We start from the raw sequence: 25868 nt of genomic DNA on the forward strand, positions 1-25868 counted from the left end.
GGCCACGACGTGCCCCGCAGGCGAAGCAGGCCAGCGCCAGGCCCTCCAGCACCCGTGCCGGATCGACCTCCATCAGCAGCCGGTCGGCGTACGAGCCGGGGTCGCCCTCGTCGCCGTTGGCGATCACCACGGTCTCCGGCGAGCCGCCCGCCGCCGTCCACTTGGCCGCCACCGGAAACCCCGCGCCGCCCCGGCCGCGCAGTCCGGAGGCGGCGACTTCGGACCGGACCTGCTCCGGCGAGTGCCGGCCGACGGTCTCCGTCCAGGTCCGCCACGGCGCCTCACCCGCCACGATCCCGGCCAGCACGACCGGTTCCCCGGTGGCATCGGCCGCCGGGATCGGCGGAGCACTCGGCCGCACACGCCCGGCCACCTGGGCGGCGACGTCCGGGCCGACACAGGGAATCTCGCCATCCAGGCACGCGGGCCCGGCATAGCAGTAGCCCAGGCAGCGGACGCTCTGCAAAGAGACATCAGACTCACCATTGAGGTCGCCGTCGGCCGTGACACCGAGGGCGTCTTCGATGGCGGGCAGATGCCGGCCCCCCTGCGCCGCGAAGCACGCCGTCGCGCCGCAGACCCGCACGTGTCGCTGCCCATGCGGAACGGCCAGATCCGCGAAGAAGGTGGCAGGACCCAACCCTGCCGCCGCGGGCAACCCGAACCGCCTGGCCACCTCCGGCGCCCAGCCCTCCGGACCCTCCGCCTGCTCCGAGGCGGCCTCCGCAAGAGCCTCGATCAGGCGCGCACCTGGCTGCCCGCGTCGCCCAGCCAGGGCGCGAAACGCATCGAACGCGTGCTGCTCCACGAGTTTCTTCATGCCCGATTCCCTGTTATCGGACACGCACTTATGTCCTCCGTGCTGCAGGTGTCGGGGTGCGGGCCGACAAGACTTGTAGCGCGATGGCTACGTGACCCTTCGCCTCGTCGTACCTACCTCCGGCGCCCCTCTGCGGCGGGCCCGACGTCGGATCAGGTAGCGGCGTGACTCGTCGGCGCCCCAGACGATGAACGGGTAAGGCAGCAACAGAAGCAGATCGCTCACAGGCAAGGCAGCGGTCCCCAGCAGGGCCTGGAACGGGGGCAAGTAGACGAGGAGCGCCGCGAGGGCGAGCTCGCCCGCGATGCCTGCGAGCAGGTAACGGTTGGAGAAGACGCCGACGGAGCGCAGCGAGGCATGCTCGGTACGCACGGCGAAAGCCGTGCCGATCTGCCCGGCGATCATGCCGAGAAAGGTCATCGTGGTCGCCTGCTGGTAGGCATGGTGCAGGGGATCCCCAACGCCGGTTGGAGCGCCGGGGTGCCAGCCCGCTCGGACGAGCACGTAGAAGAATCCGGCCAGCTGAAGGGCGCCGACGATGACTCCGAGGAAGAGCCACGATCGCAGCAGCATCGAGCGGCGGATGACTCCCTCCGTCCGGGGCCGTGGAGGGCGTGTCATGAGGCCGGGTTCGGCAGGCTCGCGGCTGAGGGCGAGGGCCGGCATCGTCTCGCTGCCGACGTCGAAGGCGAGGATCTGGAGGATGGTCAGGGGCAGGGGCACCAGGCCTCCGCCCAGCGCGAAGACGAGGAACGGGGCAACCTCAGGCGTGGCGTGCGCGAAGATGTACACGATGAACTTGCGGACGTTGTCATAGATGCGGCGTCCTGCCTCCACGGCCGCCACGAGCGAGGCGAAGTTGTCATCGGTGAGCACCATGGTGGCGGCTTCCCTGGCGACGTCCGTTCCCGACCGCCCCATGGCGACGCCGATGTCAGCGCGGTGCAGGGCCGGGGCGTCGTTGACGCCGTCGCCCGTCATCGCCACGACATGCCCTTGGTCGCGCAGGGCATCGGCGACGTGCAGTTTCGCCTCCGGCGATGCCCGGGCGAAGAGGATCTCGGGTTCGTCCCGAACCAGGTCGCTGATCTGCTGCTCGGTCAGCTGATCGAGTTCTTCGCCGGTGATGACCCTGGGATGGTCGCCGACGATGCCGATGCGCTGGGCGATGGCGGTCGCGGTCAGCGGATGGTCGCCGGTGATCACGATGATGCGGATTCCGGCGGTTCGGCAGCGGGAGACGGCATCCGCCACCTCTGGACGGGGTGGGTCCAGCATGGCGACCAGGCCGACGAAGCACAGGTTGCTCTCGGCGTCATCCCGCCGGTGTGGTGGTGGCGCGTCCGCCGGGAGGACGCGTTCGGCCAGGGCGAGAACGCGAAGCCCGCCGGAGGCGAATGCGCTGACCTGCGCGGTGATGACGTCGTGATCGCGATCTTGGAGGGGTGTCACGCGGCCGTGCGGGTCGAGGAAGGTCGCGCAGCGTGGCAACAGTGTTTCCGGGGCTCCTTTCGTGTGCACGACGAGCCTGCCGTCGCGCTGGTCGATGGTCGACATCAGCTTGAGTTCCGGATTGAAGTGGAACTGCCAGCGGCGCGCTGCCTCTCGCCTGGCCGCGTCCGGGTCGGCTCCCAGCGCCTGTGCCGCCAGCAGCACGGCCACCTCGGTCGGGTCGCCACTCGGTTCCTTGCCTGACTGAAAGTGCGCGTTGTTGCATGCCGCGGCGATGTGCCCCGCCGAGCTCAGCGGTGAGCCGGGCGGTGCGTTTACGGAACCTGGTGGCACACCTTGAAGATCGCAGCGGCCTGCCAGGGTCCACACGGCCAGCGGGCGCATGCGGTTCTCGGTGAGCGTGCCTGTCTTGTCGGTGCAGATGACGTCCGTCGACCCGAGGGTCTCCACCGCGCTCAGCCGCTTGACCAGCGCGCCACGGGCCGCGAGAGCCTTCACGGCGACCGCGAGCGCCAGCGTGATGACCGGCAGCAGACCCTCCGGGACCATTCCGGCGAGCAAGCCGGCGGCGAAGACGAGTGAATCGACCGGGGAGAGATGGGCGCCGAACACGGCCGCGGGGATGAAGGCGAGCGCCAGCACCAGCGACACTCCGGCGATGAACCACGCAACCCTCCTGACCTGCCGTTCCAGCGGGCTCGGCGCCGGCTTGACACGCTCGGACAGGGCCGCGATGCGCCCCAGCTCGGTGGTCATCCCGGTGGCGAAGACGACGCCGTGCGCCTCGCCACCGGTGCAGTTGGTGCCGCTGAAGACCAGCTCGTGCGCCCGCAGCACGGGCACGTCGACGTCAAGGATGGACGCCGATCGCAACGTGGGGACGGACTCTCCTGTCAGCGCCGACATGTCCACTTCGATGGCGCCTGCAAGCAGCCTCACATCGGCCGCGACCCGATCGCCTTCTTCGAGGACGACGATGTCGCCAGGTACCAGTTCGGCCGCGTCGATCTCCTGGGCGGAACCGTCGCGTACCGCTTTGGCGCGCTGCGGAATGTACTGCGCGAGTGCTTCCACCGCTCGCTCGGCCTGGATCTCCTGCACGAACGCGAAGGCGGCATTCAGCACGATGATCAGCATGACCGCGGCCGCGACGACCAGCGAGCCGACGATCAGCAGCAGGGCCGCCGCGACCCACAGCAGCAGGGCCAGCGGATGAGTGAACTGACGGCCCAGCTCACCCGGCCAGCGCCGCGTGCCTCGCCTTCGCAGCTCGTTGCGGCCGTACTGCACCAGCCGTCGCCGCGCCTCCGCGCTCGACAGCCCGCGCCGCGAACTGCGCAGATCGCGCAGGAGCAGCTCGGCCGCCTCCTCCGGATTCACTCCGGAGGGCTGGACCCATGCCTGATGCCGGCTCCTCATGGGCGCTCGGGGCTACGAATCGGACGACGGCGAGCAGCCGTGTGACCTGCCGCCCGCTGCCCAACCAGCGGCTGAATCCACGGTGATCGTCTGGCGCACCGCTTCCCACCTCGATTACGTACAGTGCTGCACTATCGCGCCCTGTAGTATTGCCGGTTCGCCCACTCCCAATCCCGCGCTCTTTTGCTGAAGACAACCACACCCATCGGCTCGTGATCCACTCCCGTTCGGTTCTGACTCACCATGAGCGGTGCTGGGTCGGGGAGCTCGCGACCTCAGTGATGTCTCGTTGCGTGACCACCGCGAGCCTCCCGGCCAAGTCCGCGAGTGCTCGTGAAACCGCCAGCTCGTCCCCGATCTCGGGCACCGACGGATCCGCAGGGTTACGGCGCGCACGACCGGTGCCGGCCGTCATTGTGCCGTCCCTGGTGGTCAGGACGGCTCGCGCGCAGGTGTCGTCGCCGTCCTCGCTGATGTAGACCTGCACGGTCCACTGCTTGGCTTTCATGATCACGGCCTCCTTCCGCTCTTACCCATCCCATCGGCACCGCGCGGCGCCGGGCAGGGTCGAAAGTCCGTGATCCGGCTGGACCAAGGACCCGACGCCTGACTTCGTCCAGCACGTCAATCCTTGCCCGAGGTTTGGTCGTCTGCCGGGTCTTGTACGTCGCCGGCGGGAAAGGCGTTCAGCATGTCGGCGGGGTTCGGAACAGAGGCTGGTGCGGCCAGAGCGGGGGAGCGGCCGGTTGTCGTCGGGTATGACGAATCCCCCGGCAGCGAGCAGGCACTGCGCTGGGCGGCGGAGGAAGCTCGTCTGCGGGGTCTTCCTCTGGTGGTGTGCCACGCCTGGCACTGGCCCTATACCCGGCGTCCCGTCGACAAGGAGGTTCTTGCCCGGTTGGAGGCCACGGCCACCGCCGTGGTGGAAGGGGGCACGCACCGTGCGCGGGAACTGGCGCCGACCGTCAATGTCCGGTCGCTGCTGGCGAAGGGCGTGGCCTCGGCGGTCCTTCTTCAGGCCGTACGCAATGCCGAGCTGGGGGTGCTCGGATCCCGCGGCCAGGGCGGGTTCGAGGAGTTGCGGGTGGGATCGGCGGCCGTGCAGGTACCTGCCCACAGCGTCGAACCCGTCATCGTCGTGGGTCCCGACGGTGTGCCGGCCGGGGAGGGCAGGCCGCGGATCGTGGTGGGCGTTGACGGTTCTCCCGCTGGACAGCGGGCCCTGGAGTTCGCCTTCGAAGAGGCGCGGCTGCGTGCGGCGCCGGTGACCGTCGTGTGCTGCTGGGAGGATGCCGGCGACCTGTCCGGCCAGGACGGCCTTCCGTTCGTGGATCGCAGGGCCCTGCGGGCCAACGCGGAAGCCTCCTTCCGGAATGCGGTCTCACAGCTGACCTGCCGCTATCCGGCTGTGCCGGTCATGTCGGAGTTCATCGCCGGACGCCCTGAACGCACCGTGATCGACGCGGCACAGGAGGCGACGCTCCTGGTCCTCGGTAGCCGCGGTGTGGGCTCGACACCCAGCGTTCTGCTGGGGCGGGTCACCCAGACCGCGCTGGCGGAGGCCGTGTGTCCTGTCGCAGTGACGCCGCCGCGGACCTGATCTACCGGTTCGCTGTCCCGCCGACGACCGAACGTCCCGGAGCCTGGCAGATATTCGGCCGTGCGCTGACTGACTTCTGGCTTTATCAGGGGCATTACTCAAAGGAATGCGACGCGGGAGGTTAGCGATGGCCCGGTTGGGCGATTTTCTGGCACGATTCCGTCCCTCCGGCGTGCCCGGCGCGGCGGCTCCCGCAGGCGTCCCTGGCGATGACGCGGCCGGTCAAGCCGACGAACTGACGCCGGTCCTCTTCGCTCTCGCGGATGTCCAGGCCGCATGCGCGAACGAGCGACGACGCGCCCAGCAGACGGCAGACCAGGTGCGGGAGCGCGCGCACGATCAGGCCGCGGCCATCGTCGCCTCGGCCCGTGCCGAGGCGGAGGAGGAGCGCGCACGGTCAGCGGCTCTTGCCAGGCAGCGCGACGATCAGGCGGTTGCGGAGCTCCTGCGGGAGGCCGCGGCGGTCGCCGAAGGTGTCCGCGCGCGCTCGGCCGCTCGGATGCCGGACATGGTGGCCCGGGTGACCGACATGGTCAGGTCCTTGGCCGACGACCGGCCATGACCGCTTCATGGGTGGCAGGGGCGACACGTGCGAGGGCTCTCGTGCGGCGCAGGGTGGGCACGGCGGGTGCGCGGCGCATCGCGACATGCGGGTCCGTACGCGAGGCGGTGACGCTACTGGGTGACACGCCGTACGGGCACGATGTGCGACGCGGGCAGAGCCTGGCGGAGGCGCAGTGGGCGGTCCTGGCCACGTTGCTGTGGCACCTGCGTGTTCTGGCCGGCTGGCTGCCCCGGGAGGGCGCGCAGATGGTCCGCGTGCTGGCCCGCTGGTTCGAGCTCGCCAACACCGACGAGCTGATGTGCCGGCTCGCTGGAGGGGTGGCGGAGCCCGAGTTCTCCCTGGGGTCGCTGGGCACCACCTGGCAACGGCTGCGGCGGTGCGGATCCTTTACGGAGATCCAGGCCGCGCTGGCCGCTTCCCCATGGGGAGAACCAGGTGGTGCAGGCCGTCGCGAGATCCAATTGAGCATGCGCCTGGCCTGGGCCGGTCGGGTCGTCGAAACCATCCCGCAGGCCAGGACCTGGGCACTGGGAGCGACAGCCCTGCTCCTCGCCGGGACGCGCCTGGCAGAAGGCGGCGCTCTGGCCGAACGCTCACGCATGCGCGGCCGCGTACTCCTCGGGGACGGCCCGCTCGACGCGCTCTCACTACGCGAGATGGCCGAGCGGCTTCCCGCGGCGGCCCGCTGGGCACTCGACGAGATCGAGGATCCGCGCGAGCTGTGGCGCGGTGAGGAGCGCTGGTGGCAGCGCGTGGAAGACGAGGGACGCGAACTGCTGGCCGGCGCGGGCTTCGCGGCGGGCCCCGTCATTGGAGCGGTGGCCGTCCTGGCGGCGGATGCCCGGCGGGTGCGCGCCGCCCTGGAACTGGCCGCGCGGTCATGACAGCGACGCGGCCGTATGGCCGGACGACCTGGCGGGAGGCGCTCTGGCCGGTCCGCATGGAGCGGGTGGCGATCGTCGCCCCCGCTCGCTCGCTGCAGGACGTACTGAGGATCGTGGGGGAGGCGGGAGTCGTGGAGCTGTCCACGCCGCCTGACGCGCCGCTGCAGGCGGTCTCGAAGGCCGCCGTCGTCCGCGGTGAGGTGGCGGCGCTCGCCGGCTGGATGCCCGCCAGGGTCGTACCGCAACTGGCGGGTCAGGTCGCACCCGAGGGCGGGGCCGTGGTGCCGCTCGCCCGCCCGCGCGGCAAGGAGGCCCCGTCCCTGCTGCGCTCGGAGGGGTTGCGCGGCAATCTGGCCCCGCTCGTCACCACCTACGGGACGACGCCGTACGCCGACATCGACCCGACACCGCTCGCCGTCGGCGCCTACATGCTGATGTTCGGCATGATGTTCGGCGACGTCGGGCACGGGCTGCTGCTGCTCGTCGCGGCGGCCGGGCTGTACCGCAAGCGTCCGCGATGGTTGTCCCGCTTCCACCGGGCGTGGCCGTTCGCCGTCGGCGCGGGGCTGGCGAGCATGCTGTTCGGCCTGCTCTACGGCGAGTTCTTCGGCCCGACGGGCATCGTCCCCGTGCTCTGGCTGCGGCCGCTGGCCGACCCGATCACCCTCCTTGCCGCCGCTCTCGCTGGCGGCGCGCTGCTGCTCGCTGCCGCCTACCTGCTGGGCATCGTGAACCGGTGGAGGGAAGGCGGCTGGCCGGCCACCCTCTACTCCCCGGCAGGGGTCGCGGGCTCGGCGCTGTTCTTCGGCCTGGGACTGGCCCTGCTCGGGTGGTACGCACGGCTCGGCTGGCCGCTCGTAACCGGCATTGTGGTCGCGGCGGTGGGTCTGACCCTGGCATTCGCCGGCTTCTACGCCGAAGCGGGGCGCGGCGCGAGCGGTATCGCCCAGGCGGTGATCCAGCTCTTCGACGCGGTCGTGCGGCTGGGCGCCAACGTCGCCTCCTTCGCCCGGCTGGCCGCCTTCGGCCTCACCCACGCCGCCATCGGCTCGATCGTCTGGACTGCCGCCATCGGGCTGTGGCCCGCCACCCCGGTCGCCGCGGCGGCAGTGTTCCTCCTGGGCAACGCGCTCGCGCTGACGATCGAGGGGCTCGTGGCCGGCGTCCAGGCGCTGCGTCTGGAGTACTACGAGCTGTTCTCCAGGGTCTTCCAAGCCGAGGGACGGCCTTTCCGCCCATGGCACCTGCCGCCGACGCCCAAGGAGGCCGCTCCATGCCCGTCTGGCTGAGACGAGGACTGCACGCGTTCAACGCGCTCATCGCGCTCGCCGCGGTCGCCCTGCTCGTCTGCGCGGTGGTCGCGAGCCCCGCTCAGGGAACGGCGACGCCCGGCGTGGCCGGCGGCAACTGGGCGGCCCTGCTCGGCGCCGCCATCGCGGTCGCCGGCTCGGCGATCGGGGCGGGCATCGCGGTCGCCTACACCGGGGCGGCGGCGCTCGCCGCGATGAGCGAGCGACCCGAGCTGTTCGGGCGCGCCATCGTCATCGTCGGACTGGCGGAAGGGATCGCCATCTACGGGCTCGTCATCGGCATCATCCTCATCGGACGGGCCTGACCGGCCATGGCGACCGTGGCCGTGATCGGTGAGACCGTCCGCGTGGTGGGTTACCGGCTCGCCGGAGCCGTCGTCCTCCCTGCCGACACCTCCGATGCCGCTCGTGCGGCGTGGGCCCGGCTCGGCGACGACGTGGCCGTGGTGATCCTCACCCCGCAGGCCGCCGAGGCCCTCAGCGAGAAGGCGGGAGAAAGGCTGACGGTGGTGATGACGCCGTGACGGCCATGCGAGACGCCCTGGCGCCAGTGGCCGAAGCCCTGTCCAGGCAGGCTGAGAACGACACCCGGGAGATCATGGCCCGAGCCGAGGAAGAGGCCGCCGCACTGGTCGCCGCCGCCCGGCAGGAGGCCCGTACCCTCCTCGCCGACGCCCGCGCCGCCGGTGCCGCCCAAGCCGAGGCGGATGCGGTCACCGAACGATCTCACGCCGAACGCCGCGCCCGCGGCATCGAGCTCGCCGCCCGGCGGGAGGCGCTGGACCACCTACTGACGCGGGCGGTGGCCGCGGTCAGGACGCTGCGCGACGATCCTTGCTACCCCCGGCTGCTGGACCGGCTGAGCGCGCTGGCACGCGACGCCGGGGGAGCAGGCATGGTCGTGACCGAGCATCCCGGCGGTGGCGTGGTCGCGGAGGGTCAAGGACGGCGTGTCGACTGCACGCTCGACGCACTGGCCAGGCGAGCCGTGGACGCGCTCGGAGCGGAGGTGGAGCGGCTGTGGGCATCGTGACCCGGGTCAACGGCCCTCTGGTGGAAGTCGAGGACCTCGCCGGCGCGGCCATGTTCGAACTGATCCTGCTCGGCCCCAACAAGCTGCCGGGTGAGATCGTCACGCTGCGAGGCGGCCGCGCCACAGTGCAGGCATACGAGTACACCGGGGGACTGGCGCCAGGCGACAGGGCCGACCGCGGCGGAATCCCCGTCTCGGCCCTGCTGGGCCCGCACCTGCTGGGCGGGGTGTACGACGGTCTGCTCAGGCCCCTCACCCGCGCCGGTCCCTGGCTGGATCCGGCCGCGCCCGCGCTCACGTCCACCGGCCGCACCTGGCGGTTCACGCCGCTGGTCGAGCAGGGGCGAAAGGTGGCGGCGGGCACGGCCATCGGGCGCGTCGACGACGCGGGCTCGCTGGCGTACCTGGTCCTGTCGCCGGCCGGCGAGGTCACCGCCATCCGGCAGGCGGGCCGCTACGGTCACGACGACGCCGTCGCGGTCGTCGGGGGGACCGAGGTGCGGCTGTCCCGCCGCCGGCCCGTGCGCAGCGCCCTGCCGTACGCGTCGCGGCTGGAGGAGTTGGTGCCGCTGACCACGGGGCAGCGGGTCGTCGACCTGCTGCTGCCGGTGTGTCTCGGGGGCACCGCGGCCGTGCCCGGCGGTTTCGGCACGGGGAAGACCGTGCTGCTCCAGCAGATCGCCAAATGGTGCGACGCCGACGTGGTGGTCTACATCGGCTGCGGGGAGCGCGGCAACGAGATGGCGGATGTCGTCGCCGAACTGGCCGAGCTGACGGACCCGCGTACCGGCGGGCGGCTCTCGGAACGGACCGTTGTCATCGCCAACACCTCCAACATGCCGATGATGGCGCGCGAGGCCGGCATCTACACCGGGGCCACGGTCGCAGAGCACTTCCGCGACATGGGCTACGCCGCGGTGGTCATCGCGGACTCGACCTCCCGCTGGGCCGAGGCGCGCAGGGAATTCGCCTCCCGCAGCGCGGCCATCCCGGCCGAGGAGGGTTACCCCGCGGATCTCGCCTCCGCGCTCGCCGCCTTCTACGAGCGAGCCGGACGGGTGACCACGCTGGGGGGTGCCACCGGATCAGTGACGATCATCGGAGCCGTCTCACCTCCTGGTGGAGATCTGACCGAGCCCGTCACGGCTCAGACGGAGCGGTTCGTGCGCACGTTGTGGGCCCTGGACCGTGACCTCGCCTACGCCAGGCACTATCCGGCGATCTCCTGGCGCGAGTCGTTCTCGCGTGACGCCGGTGCGTTGACGGCAGGCGCTCCCGAGGACGCGGCCCGGTGCGCGCGTGTGGGCCGGCTGCTGGCCGAGGCCGACCGGTTGACCGCACTGGCCGAGCTGGTCGGTGCGGGATCCCTGCCTGCCCGTGAACGCGTCGGCCTGCTGGCGGGGCGCCTGCTGCGGGAGGGCTTCCTCCAGCAGAGCGCGCTGAGCCCGCTGGACGCGTACTGCCGGCCTGAACGGACCGTTCTCATCGCAGACGCGCTGCTGATGGTTCTCACGCGTTGCCAGGAGCTGGTCGAGCAGGGCGTGCCCGTCGCCTCGATCGAGGATCGCGACTTCTCACCCGTCCTGCGGGCCAAGGAGGCGCCGGAAGAAGAGATCGCGGCGCGACGCGACACTGTGCTGAACGAGCTGGAGACGCTGCGGTGACGGCTTGGGCTCCTGTCGAGTACACCGGCGTGGCAGAGCTGCGCGGGCCGCTCATGGTGGTCCAGGGAGTCCGGGACGCCGGCTGGGACGAGTACGCCACGATCGTGCTGGAGTCCGGCGAGCGCAGGCACGGCCTCGTCCTCGACGTCGACCACGACCTCGCCGTCGTCCAGGTCCTCGAGGGCACCGGAGGGGTCAGGGCGGAGGCGACACGGGTCACCTTCACCGGAAGCCCGCTCCGCATCCCCGTGGGAACCGGATGGCAGGGACGCGTCTGTAACGGGCGCGGCCGACCGATCGACGGCGGTCCACCGATCTTCGGCGACGAAAGCGCCGCGGTGGCCGGTTTCCCGATGAACCCCACCCTGCGCGAGCCCCCTGCCGAGCCCGTGATCACCGGGGTGTCCGCCATCGATGCGCTGACCACCCTGGTCCGCGGCCAGAAGATGGCCATCTTCGCCGAAGGCGGCCTTCCCCACCTGGGCCTCGCCGCACAGGTGGCCGCCCAGGCCCACGCCGGTGGCACGCCGTTCAGCGTCATCTTCGCCGCCATGGGACTGACCCACGCCGACGCGGCGACGGTACGCGACATCCTGGAACGGCGCTCGTCGGCCGCGGAGCTGACGCTGCTGCTCAACCTCGCCTGCGACCCCGTCATCGAGCGGCTGCTCACCCCACGGATCGCGCTCACCGTCGCCGAGCATCTGGCGTTCGCCCTGCGGCGACACGTGCTCGTCGTGCTGGCCGACATGACGAGCTACTGCGAGGCGCTGCGCGAGGTGTCGGCCGCCCGTGGCGAGATCCCGGCCCGCCGAGCCTATCCCGGTTACCTCTACAGCGACCTGGCCTCCATCTACGAGCGGTGCGGGCGGATACGGGGGAGAGCCGGATCCGTCACCGTGCTGCCCGTGCTGAGCATGCCCGCCGGCGACATCACCCACCCCGTACCCGACCTCACCGGATACATCACAGAAGGCCAGATCCTGCTGACTCGCGAGGCCGTCCCGTACCCGCACATCGACCCGCTCTCCTCCCTGTCCCGCATGATGCGCGCGGGAGTCGGCGCGGGAAGGACCAGGCCCGAGCATCTGGACCTGGCTGCGCAGATCCAGGCCGGCCTGTCCCGCGCCCGTCAGGCCGGCGAACTCGCCGAACTGGTGGGGGAGAGCGCGCTGAGCCCGGCCGACCGCCGCTACCTGACCATGGCGGAGGCCTTCCGGACGCACCTGCTGGCCCAGAGGCCCGACGAGGCCCGCACCCTGGAGGAGACCTTCGAGCGGGCCTGGCACGTGCTCTCGACACTGCCACGACGCGACCTGTCGATGCTCAGCGAGGAAGCACTCGACGCGGGATACCAGGGGCGAACATGAGACTGCGGATCCCACCCGGCCGGGCCGGACGCCTGTGGCTCCGCCGCCGCCTGAGCACGGTTCGCCACGGGCTCGACGTGCTCGACAGAAAGCTACGGATACTGCGGCGGGAACACGACCGGCTCACCCAGAACCTGGCACGGACCCAGGCGGAGTGGACTTCAGCGTGCCGGGCCGCCGACGAGTGGCTGCTCCGCGTGACCCGGCTCGGTGGCCAGCGCGCCGTGCGCCTGGCCGCCGGGGACCTCATCACCGACGTGCGCGTGTACTGGGCCGATGCCGTGGGAACGAGCTATCCGGTTCGGGTCTCCTGCACCCTTCCCGAACCCGGCGCGGCGGCCCCACTCCCGGTCACCACCGCTCTCGTTCCCGCCACGCAGGCCTACCGCGCCGCTCTGCGTGCCGGGCTGGAACACGCGATCGCCACGGAGGCCGCACGGATCATGGCGGCCGAGGCAGCCTCGACCGACCGCAGGATCCGCGCCCTCAAAGATCACCTCCTGCCTCGGCTGGAGAAGGCCCTGGCCGCCGTCGAGCTGTCGCTGGACGAGATGGAGCGAGCAGACATCGACCGCGCGCGCCGCATCATCGGATCCAGAGCACAGCCACCGAGCGGCTGAATGCGAACGTCGGTGATATGGCGGCCGGGCACCTCCTCCATGTCGACCACGATGTAGTCGCCATCGCTGCCAGGGGCCCAGCCGGCAAGGGCAGCGTGGCCAGCCGGTCGATCCCGGCGGGGTCGGTTACGGTCCGTGAGCGGCCTACCGCGCGCCTGCCGTGGCGAGCGGGTCGCGACAGAGGACAGAGGGCCCTGGCAGCGCGGAACGATCGGTCCTGACCGGAACTGCCCCGGGCGTGATGCACTGGCCTCGCCCTCCAGCACCGCCCCATCGGCATCGGTCAGATCCGGCGGATATGACTGGTTCCAGCCACGACATCGGCCCTCTGGAAGGGCGCAATCGCTGGGCCCATGGTCGCGCGCGTGTGTACGGCTTTCTAGCGGACGATCGCGACCGGGCAGGGTGCATGCCGCAGCATGGCCGCCGTCACCGAGCCGAACCGTCCGTGCGGGCTGCCGACGACCACCAGGGTCGCGTCGGAGACCGCGGTGAGCGCCTGGGCAGCACCTGACTCCGGCGTACGCGCCTTGATGGTGACCTTGGGCTGCTTCTCCCTCCACGGCATGAGGACCTGCGCCAACCAGTTCTCGGCCGCATGTTGAACAGCCAGCGGATCCAGAGCCGGGAACGTCATCCCTCCCCAGGCCACCGGCGGCTGCTGCCAGGCGTGCACGACAAGCAGCGGGAGGCCGCGCATGGCCGCTTCCGTGAACGCGAATCCGAGCACCGCGTCAGACTTGTCGTCGTTCGCCAGACCCGCCACGATCGGCCCCGGGCGGGACCTGCGCGGCAAAGCGCCTCGGCCGCGGACGACGATGACCGGGCATCGCGCGTGAGCCGCCGTATGCGCCGCCACAGACCCGATGATCGCCCGGGCCATCGCACCTAGTCCGCGGGAGCCGACCACGAGCAGTCCGGCGTCGGCTGACAGTTCCTCCAAGCGCATGGTCGTCGAGCCCTCGTACAGGTCGGTACGCACGTGCAAGCCGGCGGAACTGGCCCGTGCGCAGTCGGCGCCGTGCCACAGCACGTGCTCGGCCGCGCGGCGCAGAGAGTCACGGCCGTCCTGATCCCCGTCACCATACGGCCACTGCCAGGAGTGGCAGACGGTGAGCGGCAGCTTCCGCAGCTCGGCCTCATCCATTGCCCAGTCCAGGGCCTGCATCGAGTGGTCGGAGCCGTCATAGCCGATGACCACGCCCAGTGTCTCGTTCACATAGTCACTCTTGGCAGATCGCAGCGCAGTATGGCGGGACACGATTGTCAGATCTTGAACCTTTCACATTCCCTGGCCAGATCTTTTGCCCGATGTCGAGGCGAATCACGCCAGGCGAGCGCCTCCGGCGGGTTGCGGCAGAAACGGGCCCTGCGGCCTCTGACCACACCAAACGTGCGCAGCGGAGGCGTGGCGGGGAGGCACGACCTGCGATACTTCTAAGGATGTTGGTCTGAACAGTGGCATCGGGAGCGCCACCTCGGCCAAGCCAATGACGGCGGATCGCGTCCAGCGGCCCGTTGCAGGTTTGGCGCACATCTACGGTCAGTCGTGTCCGGCGCCCCACCGCCGCCAGTGGGTCTTGCACGCCCTGGTGATCCGGCGAGGCGGTGAGAAGAAGGCACTTGCGGGTAGTCCGGTCACCCGCGGTCACGCACCTGGATCAGAGGGTGCGCTTTCCAAGCAGGAGCGGACGAAGTCCTGGACAACGGGGTCGGCGTCGGCGTCCGGCGTCCAGATGATCCGTCTGCCACCAGCGCGACATGGCCCTGCGGATCTGCCGTCTCGACGGCAGATCCCGAATCGGTTCAGTAATCGCCTACCGCCCCGATCCCCGGCCCGGTCGGCTGGCACGAAACGTTTGAAGGTGCCCAGGTCGCGTCCGCCGAGCATGTACCAGGTCAGCAGCTTATTGCAGGCCACCAGCAAGTACTGTCAGGCCTTCTTCGGCCCACCCGGATCGGCGTCTCATCGCAGTACACGACATATGCCAGCGTGAGCAGCATCCGAATGCGTGGCCCGGCTGCATACGCCAGGCCTGCAGATTGACCCCGAGACTGACCGGCGCCGGAGGCATGCCCGCCGGTCGCGGCGCGGTGTGCACCCGCTCGCACCGGCAGGGTACCGAGTGCAGGTGGTGCTGCAACGCCGGGCCACCACCAGCGGGCTCTCGGCGTGTTGGTGCCGGACCCTTACGCCCAGGTCTGCGGCTTGGCCAAGATCGGCCCCACACTCACAGACGCCCTGCGGGAAGTGCTCGACGACGTCCGCGAGGGCGACCTCATCCGACTAGGCCAAGCGCCCTGCCCTCGGTGCCGGGCTGCTTATCCGGCCGGGCAGGTCATCGACCGAGGGCGGCATCCCGGAGTTGCCGCTGGTGCGCGAGATCAACCGCTCCGGCTTGACCACCCGCTCACGCAACGCGGCGTTCTCGGCCATGAGGGCGCACGTCAGAGAATCGACTCCTCGCGGGGCATCTCCTCCAAGCGGGAGACTTGGTGATCGAATCACCCTCAGCAGGTCTGATCAAACTCACAGAAGGACCCTCAGCAGGTCTGATCAAACTCACAGAAGGATCGGCCGGCGTGGCCAGGTAGCGGGGCGACCTTTGGAAGGCTCCGGCTGCTTCTGCATCGAAGTGCGCTGTAGAGATTTGGTGGCCGATCTCCGTAGCCGACAGACCTTCCGACAGCAGGCGTGACCAGCGTCGAGGAGACCCGCTGATCACCTGCTGGGTATGATGAGGCCGTAGTGGCCGCCGTAACGGTGGTAGGCGATGCTGCCCCGCCCAGTGTTGGCGTCGGCGAAGAAGACGAACGGCATACCGGTGGTTTCCAGATGCTCGACCGCTTCGCTGACGGAGAGGACGGGTGCTGGAACAGCGCTGACCGTGAGCGGGATCGATACCGGGCCGAGTTTGTGGGGCATGGGAGCGAGCTGCGCGAGCCGGTAACCGTCCCGGCTGTGGTAGATGACGCTGTCCTGGCCGGTCTCCGCCTCGGTGAACAGGTAGAAGTCGTAGTCGAACTGTTCCATGTCGAAGGCCGCCTCATCGGGTGTAGCTGAAGTCAGCTCGTAGGCCTTGTGCCGGACGATCTCGCGTTCTCCTCCCATCCGGGGAGCGTAGGGTAGCGGGCGACGGTGAGGACTGGAGCGCCGCCACTCATGGTCGACGTCCTCCGGGCGTCGCCCACGCAGGTTCTCGCGATCCGTGCCGGCATGGCGCAGCCGGACCCGGAGCCGGTCGCCGAGCAGCCGGATGGCTTGGTCCATGGACTCGCCGACCGCCTGGGCGCGGACGAACTGCCCGCTGACGTTGATGTTCGCCTGTGCGGTGCACGGACAGAACACGACTGGATCGGCCGTGGCGCTGAGCTTGACCCGGGCAAAGAGCACTGGCTCGTGGGCGAACGATGCCGCTGCCGCCACCATCTCGCGGGCATTGTCGACCGCGCCGGGCGGAATGGCGCCGCGTGTTTCCACCTGCACCTCGCGGGGGTCAAGCGTTATGGAGGCGTGTCGATTCCTCATGCCGTGTCACGTCCCTTCTGATGAAGCCGACAGCAGGCAGCAGTTCGTGGGCGAGTCGCGCGGCCCGCTTGGGGTGCACTTGCCCGGGCTCCATCGGTCTGGCTGTGCGCTAGAGCGAGAGTGGCTTCGGCCGACGCTTGGATCTGCTTCTCGGCTTTGCGGACCCGAACCTTGACAAGGTTCCGTTCGAGCTGCAGCGGATGTGTCTCCTCGGTTGCGGGAACCGCATCGGGCTTGGGTTGAGACATCGGGACCATCTCCCAGGAAACGCTCTTCTTTCCTACCCTTGCCAGGGTCGGCGTTTGCATCACAGGGGCTTACGTCCTTCGGTGACAGGTCCATGGTCCCCATCGACGAGGACCGCTCCGGTGCCCGGAGGTCTCCCGTATTCAGGTCTGCAGTCGAGGATCGCCCGTTCCGCGTCTGGGCCGACGCGTGCGAACAGCCGTACGGCGGGCGGCGCCTCAGCGCGGGTTCATGAGAAGGACCTTAGGCCCTACCTCCGCAGTCTCCTACCCGCGGATGGTGGTGTTAGGGGTCCCTTCACCGCTGCGGAGGGCTTGGGGAGGTGTGAGGCGTGATGTTCGTTGATCGTCATGATGCGGGTGTTCGGCTGGGCCAGCGTCTGGCTGGACTCGTCACCGATGAGGATGTGGTCGTCCTCGGGCTGCCCCGAGGGGGTGTATCTGTGGCCTTCGAGGTGGCCCAGGCGTTGGGTGCGCCGCTGGATGTGATCGTGGTCCGCAAGCTGGGGGTGCCGTTCCAGCCCGAGCTGGGATTCGGTGCCGTCGGAGAGGGTGGCGTACGTGTGATCAATGCGGATGTCGTCCGGTTGGCGGATGTGACGCGCGAGGAGATGGCCGCGGTGGAGGAGCGCGAGCGGGCCGAAGTGCTGCGCCGTGTTCGCCGTTTCCGTGGGGACCGCGCATCGGTCGATCTTGCGGGCCGTACGGTCATCGTCGTGGACGACGGGATCGCCACGGGCAGCACTGCTCGAGCCGCCTGCCGTGTGGCTCGTGCCCGTGAGGCTGCGCGAGTGATCTTGGCGGTCCCTGTCGGAACGCCGGACACGATCGCGGGTCTGCGTGAGGACGTCGACGAGGTGATCTGTTTGGAGACACCTACCGTTCTTTGGGGCATTGGCACCTGGTATGTCGATTTCACCCAGGCTGCCGACGAACGGGTGGTCGAGCTGCTGCAGTGGGCCGCATCGCCATGCGCCGAGGGCGCAGTGCCCGCGAAAGAGCGCGCGGTGAAATCTGATTCGCCGGAGCCTGTCGATGAGGTGACGGTGGATGCCGGTCCTGTCCGGCTGACGGGGCAACTCGTCATTCCGGAGGGGGCCGCGGGGGTGGTGGTCTTCGTGCACGGCAGCGGCAGCAGCCGGCACAGTCCGCGTAACCGGTACGTGGCCTCGGTGCTCAACCGTGCGGGTTTGGGTACCTTGCTCTTCGACCTGCTCACGGTCGAGGAGGAGTACGACCGCGGCAACGTGTTCGACATCGAGTTGCTGGCCGGAAGGCTCGCGCAGGTGACGAACCGGCTCGGGGATCAGCCTTGGGCCGCGGTACTACCGGTCGGCTATTTCGGAGCCGGCACCGGGGCGGCGGCCGCGCTGTGGGCCGCGGCGGAGCCGGGCAACACGGTGGCCGCTGTCGTCTCACGAGGCGGACGGCCAGATCTGGCTGGAGCGCGGCTGGCGGCGGTGCGTGCGGCGACGCTGCTGATCGTGGGTGACCGCGACGAACTGGTGCTCGATCTCAATCAGGCAGCACAAGAGCGGTTGACCTGTGAGAACCGGCTCGAGATCATCCCAGATGCCACGTACCTGTTTGAAGAGCCAGGGGCCCTGGAAACCGTCGCCGACCTGGCACGAAACTGGTTCGCCGACCATTTCAACAGGACGCGCGTGGGATGAGAGCTTCCGGCGCAGTCTCCGCCAGCGCCGGGCCATGCCGAGGCCCTGGACAGAACCACCGACCGTCACACTCTGGCCCACACCATCGGCCACCTCCTGAGCAACTGCAAATCAAACGGCATTGGCCGTCTAGCCCGCGCATCCGGATCGGTACGAGACCGTTCGCGTTTACAAGTCGTGTCAATTGGTAATCGCCGAAACAGGTGAGGGTGATGAACACGGCCTTGCCGTTGTGATCTCTTTTGCGCCATGGACGCAAGGGGCTTCCGGTTCCACCGGTGGCGAGACAATTCGGAAAAGGGTGAAAGAAGGATGTCTTCCTCCACTGGCAAACCTCACCTGGGGCATGGGACGGGCGGGCCGCCGCACAATGCCCGGCCCGCGCCGCTGGTCGAGTCGCCCGCCGCACGGGTCGTGTGGGCGATCGCCCGCCTATCGCTGGGCTGGGTGTTCGTCTGGGCGTTCCTGGACAAGGCTTTCGGGTTGGGGCACGAGACTCCAGCAGCGAAAGCGTGGATCAATGGCGGGAGTCCGACAGAGGGCTTTCTGAAGAGCGCGACCAAGGGCCCGCTCGCGAGCGCCTACCAAGGTATGGCCGGCGCGGTCTGGGCCGACTGGCTGTTCATGATCGGCCTGGCGGCGGCTGGCGTCGCGCTGATGCTGGGCATCGGCATGCGGATCGCGGCGGTCGCGGGCACGGTGCTGCTGGTGATGATGTGGAGCGCGGTGCTGCCGCCGGAGAACAACGTGTTCATGGACTACCGCCTGATCTACGCGATCCTCCTCATTGGACTGGCGCTGGTCCGCGCGGGCGACACCCTCGGACTGGGCCGGTGGTGGGAGCGGACCGCCCTCGTACGACGCTGTCCCGTCCTGAAGTGAACCGCTGCCGTGCACGGGCCAGGCGCGCCGCCCGTGGCATCGGTGGCGCAGGCATAGGTTCCGGCAGGGTCGAACCCCGGCGCCGACGCCGGGGTTCGGACGTGCGGCCCATCGTCCCCAGAGCCTGGAGCACCCAGTCAGGACGGATGGATGGGGCCCCTGGGATTGCTCAGCGCTGCAACTGGTCCAGCGCGTTCTGGAAGCTGCGGGCGTGGCCGGCCTCGTCCTCGGCGTTGTGGGCGAAGCGGGTGGCCGCTTCGATGTCGCCCGCCGCCTTGGCGCGCTTGGCGAAGGTGGGGTACATGGTCTGGGATTCGTACCGCTCGCCGGCGATGGCCGAGGTCAGGTTGTCCTTCGTCGTCCCGACGAGCCCGGCCAGTTCGGCCTCCTCGGTGAAGTGCTCGCGCAGTTCCACCTCGCCGGTACCGCGGAACAGGTCGGCCAGGGCCGGATCCTTGGCATGTTCGGCGTAGAGCTGGTACTTGGCGTGTGCGAGCGCCTCGCCATGCATGGCCTCGTCCAGGTTGGCCCTGGTTCGACTGGCGCGGACCTCGGCCTTCCCCTGCCGGACCTGTGCTGCCTTGACCTGCGGCGGTTCCGGGATGGTCCCCTGGCCCGACTCGACGGCCTTCAGCGCGGCGCCGAACGCTCGTGCGTGCTTCCCCTCGTCTTGGGCGACCTCGGAGAAGCGGTCGGCTGCTTGGGTGTCCCCGTCGGCCTCGGCCTGCTGTGCGAACCGGGGATACATCGTCTGGGACTCGTACTTCTCGCCGGATATCGTGTCGCGCACGTTCGCGGCGTCGTCGCCCACCAGCCCGCTGAGGGCGGCCTCTTCCTTGAAGTGCTCGCCCAGTTCCACGCCGGCGGTGCGCTCGAACAGTCGAGCCACCGACTGGTGGCCCTCTTGCTGGGCCTGCGTCGCATAGAGCAGGTAGGAGGCGTTGGCGAACGCTTCGCCGCGCATGGACTCCTCCAGGTCCTTCCTCGTCTGAGGGCTAGGCGCGTCCGCCGCCTTGGCGGGGGTCTCCTCCGCCGAGGCGGCGGAGGATGCCAGCGCTCCGCCCGCCTGCGCGCTCAGGGCGATCGCGAAGACACCGGTGATCAGTGCGCGTGCTGAGATGGGGATCATGTCCTGACCTCCCGACGGGTGAATGGATAGCCGTCATGAATGGGCTTGCCGTACGGGATGGTCGGTAACGCAGATCTGGACAAAGCTTCGCAATGCTTTACAAAGCCCGGTGGAATACGTCGAAACGGACGCGGCTCAACGCCACAAAAAACCCCTTGATAGCATTTTATAGCAATATAAATACGTAAAGCGAGATTTGGCGCTGGAGATCCGGCCGGCAGTACTGGGCCCGGCCAGTGCCCGACCTTTGGCCCGACGGACGATCGGTTGGCGATCACCGGGCCATGCTCCGCGACGTCCTGCGCCGAGGCGCCGAGATCGCCGGGCTACCGGCGCGGCCTGGGCCCAATACCGCGGTTCACCGGGCGGGTCACGCGTGCGGGTGGGTATCGCTGTCCTCGTTGGTGATCGAGCGGTGGAACCGGTAGCGCAGGAACAGGTACGACTCGTGCCGTCTGACGCTGACCAGGTGCGCCGGGTGGCGTCGTGCGGGCAGGAATTCCTGCCCGGCTATCAGACCGGGGCGGGGCGTGTCGATGCGGCCGGGGGGAATCGGGGCGATCGTCAGGAACAGCTCGTCCTGCAGGCCGCCTGCCATGAGCTGCCCTACCACATAGGGACCGCCTTCGGTGAGCAGCACGCGGTGTCCGCGGGCATGGACGGCATCCAGTACCTCGCACATCGACAGCCGGGGGCCGGACCCAGCGGCCAGGACCGTGCAACTCGCCGGGAGGTTCCCGCGAAGTTCCCTCGCCACGGCGGTGGTGGTGAGGACGAGGGCGCCCGCCTGGAGGGCGGGGTGCTCGACAGGCAGGGCAGCGCGGGCGGTGACCACAACGAGTTCCGGGTCGGCGGGGCGGCCTCTGCGCCTGCCGAAAATTACATCCGCCGAGGTCATGACCATGTGAGGCCTTCGCGTGGCGGCGCGAACTCAGGGCCCCCCGGGGGACGGGAACGCGTGCGGCAGGGTGATCAGTCGTGCTCCTTCGCCTGGCCTACCTCACCGTCGCGAACACGTTCGCCGCGCTGGGGTTGCTGCCGCTGAGCGATCGGGACAAGGACGTGGAGATACTTGCTCTGCGCCACCAGATCACCGTCCTCCAACGCCAACTCGGCGCCGACACCAGGGTGACATTCGCACCCGAGGACCGGGCCTTTCTCGCCGCGCTCCTGACCTCACTGCCGCGTGAGGTTCTGCGCCGGCTGCGGCCTGTCGTCCGTCCGGACACCGTCCTGCGCCGGCACCGCGACCTGATGCGACGTCGTCACGCCCGTACCTGCCGGCCGAGCCGACGTGGGCGCCGCAAGAAGGCATTGATCCAGCACCCCAGCGGGCATCCATCACATGGGCCGACTTCCTGCGCTCCCGAGCCCACGCTCTGCTCGCCTGCGATTTCATCGAGACCGTCACCTTGAACGGGCAACGCCAGTACATCCTGGCCGTCATCGAGCACGCCGGCAGGCGCATTCGCGTGTTGGGCACCACCGACCCACGTCAGCGCGAACGACGATGCCGAACAAGCGCGCGCTGCGCGCTATCTCGAAGCGCTGGGAGAAGAGGAGGCTCAACGGCGCGCTGACGTCGACGAGTGGCGAGACCGATTCGCCCCGGCGCCCGGAGACGTGGACATCACCACCCTTGAAGACTGCCCAGTCTGTGGCTACGAGACCTTCGTCGCGCCCTCCCGCGACGGATACCTCGATGAAGTCGGCATCGAACACTTTCGTCTGCAGCTACGAACGCACGGACCTGGTCGCCGAAGACCTTGCCAACACGCTCTATATCCGACGAGCCATCGAGCGAAGCGATTAGGCAATATTGTTCGGGGAAGTCGGCCGTGCCAGCGGGCTCGTCGCACGCTCTACGCGACACCAGCGCCATCAAGGTTATTGAGCAATTCGAGCAATTCACCTCGGCGACGTCGCCGGGTGGCTGGAATGGGTGCATGGGTCTTCTCCGGCGCTCTCCCAAGCAGTCCACGCGTCCGCCCGAGCTGCGGCCTCTGCGATCCATGTGGTGGTGGGCTCTTCCTGCGGCGCTGCTGGTCGGCGCGGCGCTCTGGGGGGTCAGTGCCTGGCTGCTGCAAGATCTGGACACGGTTCCCACCGCTGAGCAGATCTCTGCGCGGATCGAAGCCGTCCGCACCGCGCTGGCGGCCGGTGCGGGCGTCGGCGCCGCGGTGACGTTGCTCCTGGCCGTCCGCCGGCAGCGTCACCAGGAGCTGGCTGCCGCGCACACCGCACACGACGCGACCGAACGCCGGGTGACCGAGCTTTACACGAAGGCCGCCGACCAGCTCGGCAGCGACCAAGCCCCGGTTCGCCTCGCTGGCCTGCATGCCCTGGAACGTCTCGCCCAGGACACTCCGGCGCTGCGGCAGACCATCGTGGACGTGATCTGCTCGTATCTGAGGATGCCGTACACGCCGCCCGTCGAGCAGGACCGGCATGAGGACATCCGCGCAGCGCAGCGCGCCGCCCGCGCCCGCAGGCCGGCCCGCCCGGACACGAGCGGCGGCCGCAATCTGCACGAGGAAGGCCAGGTCCGTCGGACGGCGCAGCACATCCTGACCGCTCACCTCCGCTACCAGGACTCCCCGGCCCCACACCGCCGATGGCTCTCCCGCCAGCCCGACGGCAACCCGCGCCACTGGCCTGACATCTGGATCGACCTCACCGGCGCGGTCCTCATCGACTTCGACCTCCGCGACTGTCGCCTTGCCTCCGCCTGGTTCGGTGATGCGCAATTTGTTCACCCCGCCTGGTTCGGTGGGGCGACCTTTACGGGCAGCGTCCGGTTCGGCGGGGCAACCTTCTCCAGCGACGTCGAGTTCGACCAGGCGACCTTCATCGGCCGCACGACTTGGTTCGATCAGGTCACCTTCGCCGACGGCGCCCAGTTCGGCGGAACGACCTTCTCCGGCGAGGTCCGATTCGACCAGACCACCTTTGCTGGTGGCGCCTGGTTCAACGGCGCCCAAGGGTTGCAGGAGGCCTCGCTGGCCGGTGTGCGACTGACACCGGTGGTTGACGAAGTGGTGCGGGAGTGGCCCTCGTGCTGGCGGGCGGAAAGGAGCGCCGACGGGTGGCAGACGCTGCGCCTGACGGCCGACGCGCAGGGCACCAGCACGACCGGAGGCGAGCAGAGCCCGAAGCCGTTGGCATGACGTTCCCAACGCTCACGTCACGCACACGTCCGTGACGTGAATAGCCAGGTCGGCATGATGTTGGCATCAAGGCCGTTCGGTAAAACCGACAACGTCAGCCAGGCCAAGGCCGACTGGGACCCGGTGCCAACGGCCGAGTGCGTGTCGCCGCTGGTGTCCTTCCATTGCGAGTACGCCAAGAGCTGGATTTACGTCAAGCATGATTGGGGTCTGTCCATGCAGGTCAGTGAGAAGCATGCGCTCATCGACATGCTCGCCTCCTGCTGACTGCGGCGATGCGATGCCATGGGTCCGGCCGTCAAGGAGACCGGACCTGTGAGGTGCCGTGGCTTGTAGCCGCTGTGCGGTTCTGCCAGGAAAGTTCTGCGGACGATCACCAGCGGCAGGCACCCTGGGCCGGTGACCCTTGAGCCCACACCCCCTGAGCGTGACCCGGACTTGAGCGACGTCTGGGACGAGATGCAGCCCAGCGAGCGCCTGGGGTACCTCATGCATGACGGCGAGCTGGTGCCGCCTGCGGTCAGCGAGAGCGTGTGGCAGATGTACCGCGATCTCCAGGAGCAGCCAGGCCGTGAAGGGAACAGCGCGTGATCATGCTGCCGACCGTCAATTGGGATGCCGTCGCCACCGCAGCCGTGGCCGCGATCATCTTCAACCTGGCGCTGGACTATCTCGCCAAACCCCGTCTGGAAGCCCGTAAGGAGGAGATCCTCGAAGCGCACCGCTTACGCCGTGAGCTGCTCGCCTCCGCCATCCGCATCACCTACGCGGCGGCGATCGTCTCCGCCGTGATACCCGACGGTGCAGATTCGACAGTCCGTGGCAACGTCTACGTCGAGCAGGATAGGCAGCACGACCGGCTCCAAGCCGAGGTGCAGCAGCTGGCCGACGACGGGAGCCGACACGCCGGCACCTTCCTCGGATCCCTCCTGAATCTCGTCGTCGGCTATGTCAGCGCACTGCAAGGCCTGCTCATGTCCGCGCGGCCGCGTACTGACCAGGCGGTGGAGATTCAGAAGCTCGCCGGAGCCATGGCCATAGCCCTGTCTTCGCCCCGTCGCTGGCAGATCGGGAAGATCGTCGCCCGGGCCCGCGCTCTAGAGGCAATGCCGTGTAGTTAAGGTGATGGCCAGTTCGTCAAGGCTCTGGGCTGGTGCGGATTTCGATGCTGATCGTGGCTTTGTAGCTGGTGCGGTCGACGGTGCCCCGTGCGTTGTACTTCGAAATGGCGCGTTTGACGATGCGGGGTCGGGTGCGGATGCGCCGGTCGGGCATGAGGTTGGCCAGGATGTGGCATCCGATTGTGCCCAGCAGGTCGATGGCAGTGCCTGCAATCACTGCGGCGGCTTGAATGACCAGGTCGCGGGCGGTGTTCAGGGCGATGGTGAAGCTGGCCCGGTCGGGATCGGTGTCGGGCCGGCAGGCGGTGGCGTCGGCCATGGCCAGGCGCAGAAGTTGATAGGTGATCAGCAGGGCGTGCACTTCCTGGTCCACGCCCTGGGGTGTGCGGGCGCGCAGGACGCCTCCGCCGAGGATGGTGGATTTGATCTCCAAGTAGGCGGTCTCGATCTCCCAGCGCTGATGGTAGAGGGCAAGCAGGTCGGCCGCGGGATGGCGATGGGCGTCGGTGAGAGTGGTGACCAGGCGGTAGGTGCCGGTGCGGTGGCCTGCGCGGGTGGTGATGGTGATGGCGGCGTCGATGACGCGTACCGGGGTGGCTCCCAGCTTGGACAGGTAGGAGCCATCGTGCCGGCGGGTCAGGACGGGCAGACGGCGGCCGTTTTTGACCCGGACCAGGACATGGGCGCCGGTGGCGGCGATGTCCTGGATCAGGGCATTGACGGCGAAATTGCGATCCAGCAGGACGATCATGTCGCGGTGCAGGCGCCCTAGCAGGCGCGGTGCCAGGGTGGTCTCGCCGGTCGAGGCGGGGGCGAAGACCGCCTCCAGCAGGGTGCGGGTGCCGCACGCGAGCAGGGTCAGCAGGCGCAGCGCTGGGTAGCCGGCGCCACCGTGGTTGCCACGCTGTTTGGGATAGACCGTCAAGTTCGCGGGGCTGTCCGGCACGCTCATGACGGTGCCGTCGATCGCGCATACCAGCAGTCCGTGCCAGCGGGTGCCGGGGATGGTGATGCCGGCCGCCGGGCCACGTAACAGCTCGAACAGCCAGCGCAGGGGGGCCGCGGTGAGGCGTTTGCGTGCTTGGGCCAGCGCGGCACCGGTCGGAGAGGCGACCGGCAGGCCGCTCAGCCCCGCGGTCAGCCGCTGCCAGACCTGTCGCCAGCCCAGCTCGGGGAACAACGCTCCGGCCAGCACCAGGTAGACGACCACACGAGAGGGAAGGTCACGGACCCGCCGCTGTACCCGGCCGGTCTGCTGCGTTCACGTCCAGGGAGATGGTGTGCGGGTGATCTAGCCCATGCTGTGGTGTGGGAGAGATCCATGTGACAAGAGACGGCCACTCCGTAATCCTTCGATTCGCTCATATCAACACGAAGGGGACGAA

24 protein-coding genes and 1 pseudogene are annotated in these 25868 nt (G+C 69.1%); 17 read left to right on the top strand and 8 right to left on the bottom strand.

All coding sequences use genetic code 11. From position 1 onward, the window contains the following. The 3 genes from FH608_RS50675 to FH608_RS50685 all read right to left on the bottom strand — a co-directional run. Window positions 1-808: NADH-quinone oxidoreductase subunit NuoE family protein (locus tag FH608_RS50675; RefSeq protein ID WP_226900727.1), on the bottom strand; the 808-nt coding region annotated here is incomplete at its 3' end. Window positions 809-907: 99 nt separating this feature from the next. After that, window positions 908-3652, bottom strand: a complete 2745-nt coding sequence (locus tag FH608_RS50680) for a cation-translocating P-type ATPase (protein WP_226900728.1) — start codon at window positions 3650-3652, stop codon at window positions 908-910. Window positions 3653-3929: 277 nt separating this feature from the next. Continuing rightward, entirely contained in the window at window positions 3930-4199 is a 270-nt protein-coding gene (locus tag FH608_RS50685; protein ID WP_139638391.1) for a DUF1876 domain-containing protein, read from the bottom strand. 183 nt (window positions 4200-4382) lie between these two features. On the opposite strand from FH608_RS50685, the gene FH608_RS50690 reads away from it, so the two are divergent. The 10 genes from FH608_RS50690 to FH608_RS50735 all read left to right on the top strand — a co-directional run bounded on the left by FH608_RS50690 (window position 4383) and on the right by FH608_RS50735 (window position 12737). After that, window positions 4383-5291 (top strand): universal stress protein, encoded by a 909-nt coding sequence (locus FH608_RS50690; protein ID WP_139638392.1) that lies wholly within the window; start codon window positions 4383-4385, stop codon window positions 5289-5291. Between the two features lie 127 nt (window positions 5292-5418). Beyond that, window positions 5419-5853 carry a hypothetical protein gene (locus tag FH608_RS50695; RefSeq protein ID WP_139638393.1) on the top strand — a complete coding sequence of 145 codons (435 nt, stop codon included), beginning with the start codon at window positions 5419-5421 and terminating at the stop codon, window positions 5851-5853. Window positions 5854-5894: 41 nt separating this feature from the next. Next, window positions 5895-6740: a hypothetical protein gene (locus tag FH608_RS50700; RefSeq protein WP_139638394.1), complete on the top strand. Its 846-nt coding sequence runs from the start codon at window positions 5895-5897 to the stop codon at window positions 6738-6740. Continuing rightward, window positions 6737-8029 carry a V-type ATPase 116kDa subunit family protein gene (locus tag FH608_RS50705; protein ID WP_139638395.1) on the top strand — a complete coding sequence of 431 codons (1293 nt, stop codon included), beginning with the start codon at window positions 6737-6739 and terminating at the stop codon, window positions 8027-8029. Before FH608_RS50700 ends, FH608_RS50705 begins: the two co-directional genes overlap by 4 nt. Next, window positions 8014-8355: an ATP synthase subunit C gene (locus FH608_RS50710; RefSeq protein ID WP_226900730.1), complete on the top strand. Its 342-nt coding sequence runs from the start codon at window positions 8014-8016 to the stop codon at window positions 8353-8355. Before FH608_RS50705 ends, FH608_RS50710 begins: the two co-directional genes overlap by 16 nt. A gap of 15 nt (window positions 8356-8370) precedes the next feature. Then, on the top strand, window positions 8371-8574 hold the full coding sequence (locus tag FH608_RS50715) for a V-type ATP synthase subunit F (RefSeq protein ID WP_226900733.1): 204 nt from the start codon (window positions 8371-8373) through the stop codon (window positions 8572-8574). Between the two features lie 5 nt (window positions 8575-8579). Beyond that, window positions 8580-9083: a V-type ATP synthase subunit E family protein gene (locus tag FH608_RS50720; protein ID WP_226900742.1), complete on the top strand. Its 504-nt coding sequence runs from the start codon at window positions 8580-8582 to the stop codon at window positions 9081-9083. Continuing rightward, entirely contained in the window at window positions 9071-10747 is a 1677-nt protein-coding gene (locus FH608_RS50725) for a V-type ATP synthase subunit A (RefSeq protein WP_193319110.1), read from the top strand. The genes FH608_RS50720 and FH608_RS50725 overlap by 13 nt, the downstream gene beginning before the upstream one ends. Then, window positions 10744-12117, top strand: coding sequence for a V-type ATP synthase subunit B (locus FH608_RS50730; protein ID WP_139638399.1), 1374 nt, complete (start codon window positions 10744-10746; stop codon window positions 12115-12117). Before FH608_RS50725 ends, FH608_RS50730 begins: the two co-directional genes overlap by 4 nt. Beyond that, entirely contained in the window at window positions 12114-12737 is a 624-nt protein-coding gene (locus tag FH608_RS50735; protein WP_139638400.1) for a V-type ATP synthase subunit D, read from the top strand. The genes FH608_RS50730 and FH608_RS50735 overlap by 4 nt, the downstream gene beginning before the upstream one ends. A gap of 379 nt (window positions 12738-13116) precedes the next feature. On the opposite strand, the gene FH608_RS50740 is transcribed toward FH608_RS50735, so the two are convergent. After that, a complete protein-coding gene (locus tag FH608_RS50740; protein WP_226900736.1) occupies window positions 13117-13956 on the bottom strand; it encodes a universal stress protein in 840 nt (279 codons plus the stop codon). Window positions 13957-15459: 1503 nt separating this feature from the next. Beyond that, window positions 15460-16218 (bottom strand): sigma 54 modulation/S30EA ribosomal C-terminal domain-containing protein, encoded by a 759-nt coding sequence (locus tag FH608_RS50745; RefSeq protein ID WP_226900738.1) that lies wholly within the window; start codon window positions 16216-16218, stop codon window positions 15460-15462. Window positions 16219-16846: 628 nt separating this feature from the next. On the opposite strand from FH608_RS50745, the gene FH608_RS50750 reads away from it, so the two are divergent. Together FH608_RS50750 and FH608_RS50755 are read left to right on the top strand one after the other, a co-directional pair. After that, complete coding sequence (locus FH608_RS50750) at window positions 16847-18184, top strand: phosphoribosyltransferase family protein (protein ID WP_226900743.1); 1338 nt, start codon at window positions 16847-16849, stop codon at window positions 18182-18184. Window positions 18185-18496: 312 nt separating this feature from the next. Next, window positions 18497-19066 (top strand): DoxX family membrane protein, encoded by a 570-nt coding sequence (locus FH608_RS50755; RefSeq protein WP_139638403.1) that lies wholly within the window; start codon window positions 18497-18499, stop codon window positions 19064-19066. A 169-nt stretch (window positions 19067-19235) separates the two neighbouring features. Here FH608_RS50755 and FH608_RS50760 read toward each other — a convergent pair whose 3' ends face one another. Then, the gene (locus FH608_RS50760) at window positions 19236-20195 is read right to left on the bottom strand and encodes a rubrerythrin family protein (RefSeq protein ID WP_193319111.1); all 960 of its coding nucleotides are present in this window, start codon (window positions 20193-20195) and stop codon (window positions 19236-19238) included. Window positions 20196-20565: 370 nt separating this feature from the next. Next, window positions 20566-21099, bottom strand: a complete 534-nt coding sequence (locus tag FH608_RS50765; RefSeq protein ID WP_139638404.1) for a dihydrofolate reductase family protein — start codon at window positions 21097-21099, stop codon at window positions 20566-20568. Between the two features lie 74 nt (window positions 21100-21173). Between FH608_RS50765 and FH608_RS50770 the strand changes: the two genes are divergently transcribed. The 5 genes from FH608_RS50770 to FH608_RS50790 all read left to right on the top strand — a co-directional run bounded on the left by FH608_RS50770 (window position 21174) and on the right by FH608_RS50790 (window position 24483). Then, window positions 21174-21611, top strand: coding sequence for a hypothetical protein (locus FH608_RS50770; protein ID WP_226900740.1), 438 nt, complete (start codon window positions 21174-21176; stop codon window positions 21609-21611). Window positions 21612-22033: 422 nt separating this feature from the next. Next, window positions 22034-23362, top strand: coding sequence for a pentapeptide repeat-containing protein (locus tag FH608_RS50775; RefSeq protein WP_226900741.1), 1329 nt, complete (start codon window positions 22034-22036; stop codon window positions 23360-23362). Window positions 23363-23398: 36 nt separating this feature from the next. Beyond that, on the top strand, window positions 23399-23629 hold the full coding sequence (locus FH608_RS50780; protein ID WP_139638405.1) for a hypothetical protein: 231 nt from the start codon (window positions 23399-23401) through the stop codon (window positions 23627-23629). 132 nt (window positions 23630-23761) lie between these two features. Further along, entirely contained in the window at window positions 23762-23953 is a 192-nt protein-coding gene (locus FH608_RS50785; RefSeq protein WP_139638406.1) for a hypothetical protein, read from the top strand. After that, window positions 23950-24483: a hypothetical protein gene (locus FH608_RS50790; RefSeq protein ID WP_139638407.1), complete on the top strand. Its 534-nt coding sequence runs from the start codon at window positions 23950-23952 to the stop codon at window positions 24481-24483. Before FH608_RS50785 ends, FH608_RS50790 begins: the two co-directional genes overlap by 4 nt. Before the next feature lie 16 nt (window positions 24484-24499). Here the strand turns inward: FH608_RS50790 and FH608_RS50795 are convergent. Further along, a pseudogene (locus FH608_RS50795) lies at window positions 24500-25729 on the bottom strand (IS4 family transposase); the annotation flags it as partial. Between the last annotated feature and the right edge of the window lie 139 nt (window positions 25730-25868).

The sequence above is a fragment of the Nonomuraea phyllanthi genome, assembly GCF_006334985.2.
GTDB classification, from domain to species: Bacteria; Actinomycetota; Actinomycetes; order Streptosporangiales; family Streptosporangiaceae; genus Nonomuraea; species Nonomuraea phyllanthi.

Coding starts and splice junctions, on each gene's coding strand:
- FH608_RS50720 (WP_226900742.1), top strand. CDS start 8,580: ATGCGAGACGCCCTGGCGCCAGTGGCCGAAGCCCTGTCCAGGCAGGCT.
- FH608_RS50695 (WP_139638393.1), top strand. CDS start 5,419: ATGGCCCGGTTGGGCGATTTTCTGGCACGATTCCGTCCCTCCGGCGTG.
- FH608_RS50765 (WP_139638404.1), bottom strand. CDS start 21,099: ATGGTCATGACCTCGGCGGATGTAATTTTCGGCAGGCGCAGAGGCCGC.
- FH608_RS50690 (WP_139638392.1), top strand. CDS start 4,383: ATGTCGGCGGGGTTCGGAACAGAGGCTGGTGCGGCCAGAGCGGGGGAG.
- FH608_RS50735 (WP_139638400.1), top strand. CDS start 12,114: ATGAGACTGCGGATCCCACCCGGCCGGGCCGGACGCCTGTGGCTCCGC.
- FH608_RS50705 (WP_139638395.1), top strand. CDS start 6,737: ATGACAGCGACGCGGCCGTATGGCCGGACGACCTGGCGGGAGGCGCTC.
- FH608_RS50750 (WP_226900743.1), top strand. CDS start 16,847: ATGTTCGTTGATCGTCATGATGCGGGTGTTCGGCTGGGCCAGCGTCTG.
- FH608_RS50755 (WP_139638403.1), top strand. CDS start 18,497: ATGTCTTCCTCCACTGGCAAACCTCACCTGGGGCATGGGACGGGCGGG.
- FH608_RS50685 (WP_139638391.1), bottom strand. CDS start 4,199: ATGAAAGCCAAGCAGTGGACCGTGCAGGTCTACATCAGCGAGGACGGC.
- FH608_RS50760 (WP_193319111.1), bottom strand. CDS start 20,195: ATGATCCCCATCTCAGCACGCGCACTGATCACCGGTGTCTTCGCGATC.
- FH608_RS50710 (WP_226900730.1), top strand. CDS start 8,014: ATGCCCGTCTGGCTGAGACGAGGACTGCACGCGTTCAACGCGCTCATC.